General features: G+C 40.8%; 3 protein-coding genes and 1 pseudogene. 2 read left to right on the top strand and 2 right to left on the bottom strand.

Annotated features, from left to right (window positions below; all coding sequences use genetic code 11):
- A pseudogene (locus tag AC4GME_RS07830) lies at nucleotides 1-93 on the bottom strand (LysR family transcriptional regulator); the annotation flags it as partial.
- Nucleotides 94-235: 142 nt separating this feature from the next.
- Here AC4GME_RS07830 and AC4GME_RS07825 point away from each other — a divergent pair.
- Together AC4GME_RS07825 and fghA are read left to right on the top strand one after the other, a co-directional pair.
- On the top strand, nucleotides 236-1366 hold the full coding sequence (locus tag AC4GME_RS07825) for an S-(hydroxymethyl)glutathione dehydrogenase/class III alcohol dehydrogenase (RefSeq protein WP_490376231.1): 1131 nt from the start codon (nucleotides 236-238) through the stop codon (nucleotides 1364-1366).
- A 79-nt stretch (nucleotides 1367-1445) separates the two neighbouring features.
- A complete protein-coding gene (gene fghA, locus AC4GME_RS07820) occupies nucleotides 1446-2321 on the top strand; it encodes an S-formylglutathione hydrolase (protein ID WP_490379204.1) in 876 nt (291 codons plus the stop codon).
- A 58-nt stretch (nucleotides 2322-2379) separates the two neighbouring features.
- Here the strand turns inward: fghA and AC4GME_RS07815 are convergent, their stop codons facing one another.
- Nucleotides 2380-2625 (bottom strand): acyl carrier protein, encoded by a 246-nt coding sequence (locus tag AC4GME_RS07815; protein WP_490376233.1) that lies wholly within the window; start codon nucleotides 2623-2625, stop codon nucleotides 2380-2382.
- Between the last annotated feature and the right edge of the window lie 188 nt (nucleotides 2626-2813).

The raw sequence follows: 2813 nt of genomic DNA, 5'->3' as shown, positions 1-2813 counted from the left end.
CTGCGCGGTTGAAATTTTTAAGTTTTTTGACGCCAGAGTAAAACTTTCCGTTTCAGCTACCGCGACAAACTCATTAATACCTTCCCATCTCATGATTGTTACCATCTCGTAAAAGTGATTTGTTATTTGCTTATATTATCATCTTATAAGAAACAAATATAATAGCGCCAACTTAATACAAACAAGCAACGACATGAATTAGCAAAAATCTTGTTGAGCACTAACTGGAGTTAATATGACTGACCAATTTATTAAATCAAAAGCAGCTATCGCCTGGGGGCCTAAACAGCCATTATCTATCGAAGAAATCGATGTGATGTTACCTAGAAAAGGTGAAGTATTAGTTAAAATTATTGCATCAGGTGTTTGTCATACTGATGCATTTACTTTATCCGGTGAAGATCCTGAAGGTGTCTTCCCGGTTGTTCTTGGCCATGAAGGTGGCGGTATTGTTGAGCAAGTTGGAGAGGGTGTAACTAGCGTAAAAGTTGGTGATCATGTGATTCCTCTATACACACCTGAGTGTGGCGAATGTAAGTTCTGTAAATCAGGTAAAACCAACTTGTGTCAGAAAATTCGTGAAACTCAAGGTAAGGGTTTAATGCCAGATGGAACAACCCGTTTTTATAAAGATGGTCAGCCAATCTTCCATTATATGGGCTGTTCAACTTTTTCTGAATACACTGTATTACCAGAAATATCATTAGCGAAAGTGAACCCGGAAGCACCATTAGAAGAAGTTTGCCTATTAGGTTGTGGTGTAACAACAGGTATGGGCGCTGTGATGAATACTGCCAAAGTAGAAGAGGGCGCAACCGTTGCTATCTTTGGTATGGGTGGTATTGGTCTTTCTGCCGTTATTGGTGCAACAATGGCGAAAGCAAGCCGCATCATTGTTATTGATATTAACGAAACTAAATTTGAGTTAGCAAGAAAACTTGGTGCAACGGATTGTATTAATCCTAAAAACTTCGATAAAGCAATTCAAGATGTGATTGTTGAGATGACCGATGGTGGTGTTGATTACTCGTTTGAGTGTATCGGTAATGTCGATGTTATGCGTAGTGCACTGGAGTGTTGTCACAAAGGTTGGGGCGAGTCAGTCGTGATTGGCGTGGCTGGTGCAGGTCAGGAAATTTCAACCCGTCCATTCCAACTGGTAACTGGACGTGTATGGCGTGGCAGTGCTTTCGGTGGTGTTAAAGGCCGTACTGAATTACCCGATTATGTTGAGCGTTATTTGCAGGGCGAGTTTAAATTATCTGATTTTATTACCCATACGATGGCACTGAAAGATATTAATGAAGCGTTCGAGCTGATGCATAAAGGCGAAAGTATTCGCAGCGTTATCCATTTTGATAAATAGCCTGATTCAATAATATCAATTTAACCAGGTAGTCACTTTAATCAAAGGGCTACCTGTTTTTGCCATTTTGGGAAGCATAATGACAATCGAAAATATCAGTAATAATAAGGTTCTTGATGGCTGGCATAAGCAATATAATCATCAGTCAAATGTACTTAATTGTAAAATGCGTTTCGCTATCTATCTACCACCACAAGCGACGAGCAAAAACAAAGTCCCTGTGATGTACTGGTTATCTGGCCTGACATGTACAGATGAAAATTTCATGCAAAAAGCAGGTGCATTGCGTATGGCTGCTGAACTTGGTATTGCAATTGTCGCTCCCGATACCAGTCCGCGCGGTGAAAATGTACCTGATGATGAGAAACAAGCTTACGATTTAGGAAAAGGCGCCGGCTTCTATGTAAATGCAACGCAACCACCGTGGAATAAACATTACCAAATGTACGATTATGTGGTTGATGAGTTACCTGAACTTATTGAAACTCATTTTCCGGTGAATTCACAACGGGTGATCAGTGGTCATTCAATGGGGGGACATGGCGCATTAGTTATCGCGCTACGTAATCCCAAGTTATACAAATCGGTAAGCGCCTTTAGTCCAATCAGTAATCCAATGAATTGTGGCTGGGGAAGAAAAGCATTCAGCGCTTATCTGGGTACAGATCCCGATGCGTGGACTTTATATAATACCTGGTCTGTATATGATGCCAGTGAATTAATGCGTAAAACAACAGCGCAAGTACCAGCTATGGTTGAGCAGGGGGAAAACGATGATTTTTTAGAAGAGCAGCTGAAACCAAATGCACTATTATTGGCGGCGAAAGCAAATAACTATCCGCTGACCTTTAATATGGCTGAAGGTTATGACCATAGTTATTATTTTATTAGCAGTTTTATTGACAAGCATATTCGCTTTCATGCGTTTAATTTAGGTCTGCTTGAGCAGCAATAAATCCAGACGATCCGGAAGGGGCGTCTACACGCCCCATCTTTAGGTTTTTTATGTGTGTTTACAGAATTAAATTCAGCACATAACTGACCATACCGTTTAGGGTCAAAACCTGCGGGTAATCGGCCTCGGGAATGGCGACTCTGGTTCGTTTAGAGACTGCAATAACTAAATTAAGAAAGTCCATTGAATCCAATTCTAACGCTTCGCGCAAATCTTCATCATCGGGTACTTCATCGGACTCTATTTCCGGGGCAATATTGCCCAACTCTTCAAGGATAAGATCCTTTAGTTCACGACTGTCCATAACTCCTCCGGTTTTTTATTTCTGGAACTATATTGCCTCGATCTTCAAGAAGTTGCTCCTTTAGGTCTCGACGTTCCATAACTGTTCAGGTTTTTGTATTTCTGGATTATATTGCCTAACTCATCAGGGAGTAGCTCCTTTAGGTCTCGACGTTCCATAACTGTTCAGGTTTTTGTATTTCTGGATTA

The organism is Psychromonas sp., assembly GCF_983033635.1.
Note: the sequence above shows the minus strand (reverse complement) of the source record. Positions and strands in the feature narration are given on the sequence as shown.

Coding starts and splice junctions, on each gene's coding strand:
- AC4GME_RS07825 (WP_490376231.1), top strand. CDS start 236: ATGACTGACCAATTTATTAAATCAAAAGCAGCTATCGCCTGGGGGCCT.
- fghA (WP_490379204.1), top strand. CDS start 1,446: ATGACAATCGAAAATATCAGTAATAATAAGGTTCTTGATGGCTGGCAT.
- AC4GME_RS07815 (WP_490376233.1), bottom strand. CDS start 2,625: ATGGACAGTCGTGAACTAAAGGATCTTATCCTTGAAGAGTTGGGCAAT.